Annotated in this window: 1 protein-coding gene and 1 pseudogene; one reads left to right on the top strand and one right to left on the bottom strand. The window is 66.7% G+C overall.

Annotation, left to right across the window (positions count from 1 at the left end):
* Window positions 1–94 precede the first annotated feature (94 nt).
* A pseudogene (locus tag ABNF97_RS33830) lies at window positions 95–724 on the bottom strand (transposase family protein); the annotation flags it as partial.
* Between the two features lie 391 nt (window positions 725–1,115).
* Here ABNF97_RS33830 and ABNF97_RS33825 point away from each other — a divergent pair.
* Complete coding sequence (locus tag ABNF97_RS33825; RefSeq protein WP_349341052.1) at window positions 1,116–1,544, top strand: transposase; 429 nt, start codon at window positions 1,116–1,118, stop codon at window positions 1,542–1,544.
* The last annotated feature ends 221 nt before the right edge of the window (window positions 1,545–1,765 follow it).

The following is a 1,765-nucleotide window of genomic DNA, read 5'->3' as shown; positions in this document are numbered from 1 at the left end:
CCGTGCGCTAACGTGCGCTCCGCTAAGCTCCAAGCCCCGCCTTCACCATGCCAGCTGCGACTTTCTCGCCCGTCTGATGCATTTCCCGAGGGTTGGCGTAGGCGCCGGAGGAGTCCCGGCACACCACCTCGACACCGGGATGCTCACGCAGCCACGTCTCTAACGTGTGGGCCTTGCGGTCGGGCAGCACATCGACGCGCTGGCGGGTGACCGCGTCGATCAGGACGGTGGCGTAACGGCGACGGCGGCACAGCGCGAAGTCGTCGACTCCGAGCACGCGGGGAACCCGCCGCTCGGGCAGCGGAACGCGTAGCAGCGCCCGCAGCGCAGTGTGACGGGACATGACGACCATCGCCAGGACCGACAACAGGCGAGCACCGCCCCGGCCAGCCAGATGACGCACCACCGCAGCGACCTGGGAAATCAACCGGGACGTGCGGCGCTGGTAACGCTCCAGAACACCCGGAAGCTGTTCCCGGAACGTGCGACGACAGCCCCTCGTCGGGCATACCAGACGGCGTACGCGTACCCGCACCACTACCGGCCGGGCATCGACCGGCACATCCGCCAGAGTCCGCTGGTGATACCCGTGCACCCGGCCCGTCACCGCCTCGCAGCCCGGACATGCCGCCGTCCCTCCAGGAGTCCGAGCCCGCACCAGGATCCGCTCGCCCTCGTCCGTGACCTCATCGATCACCAGCGGGGACAGCCCCGAGAACAACATCTTCGTAAGATCATCGATCTTGCACACATGACCTCAACGACATCGACCACCCTCGGTCACCACCGAATGTGAGACAGAGCCGAATGTTGTGAGACAGAGCCGAATGTGAGACAGAGCCTAGATTTCCGTGTTTGACCTGGGTGTGGTCCGTTGGTCAGGACGTCGATCCTGTCCGGGAAGGACCACGTCATGGCAGACAAGAAGAACGCTGCTCAACTACCGCGGCCGACGGCAGCGGAAATGGAGTTCGCTCAGCAACTGGTGGAGCGGGCCAAGGCCGACGGGGTGTCTCTGGTCGGGCCTGGTGGACTCCTCGCGGGGATTACCCGCAGTGTCCTGGAATCGGCACTGGACGCCGAACTCGGTGCTCACCTCGACGAGGCCGGTGTCGATGAGGCGACCGGGTCGGCGGACGAACATCCGCAACGGTCACGGAGCCAAGACCGTCCAGACCGAGGTCGGACCGGTGCGCATCCAGGTCCCGAGGGGCCGGGTCGGGTCGTTCGCGCCGCGGATCGTGCCGAAGCACGCCCGCCGTCTCGACGGGTTTAACGAGGCGATTCTGTCGCTGTATGCGAATGGGCTGACGACCGGGGAGATCGCCGCGCATCTGGCCGACGTGTACGACGCGGACGTGTCGCGGGAGCTGATCAGCAGGGTCACCGACAGCGTCCTTGAGGAGATGGAAGCCTGGCGGCAACGTCCCCTCGACCGCGTGTACCCCGTGCTGTTCATCGACGCACTCGTGCGCCGCGAGGCGCTGTTGAACCGAGTGGAGGTGGGAGACCTTCACCGCGTGGCCGTCGCAGCGGTCGCGTGAAGCTGGGGGCAGCCTGATCCGGGGGACGCCGGGGAGGGTGGGAAGCAGCCCTGACAACGACGGGGCGTGCCGGTACTGCCAGACGGTGCGGGTCCGGCTACAGAGGTTGAAAGGCTGACGTCCCTCGACGTGTCCGCGTGATCCGCGTCGATGGTTTGGGTAGGTCGGGGTGATGAGGTATCCGGCTGGTGGTGGCATGAACGCGGCAGCCCGGGTCCGGC

Source organism: Plantactinospora sp. B6F1 (assembly GCF_040120695.1).
Lineage (GTDB): Bacteria > Actinomycetota > Actinomycetes > Mycobacteriales > Micromonosporaceae > Plantactinospora.
This window is presented reverse-complemented; position numbering and strand designations above follow the sequence as displayed.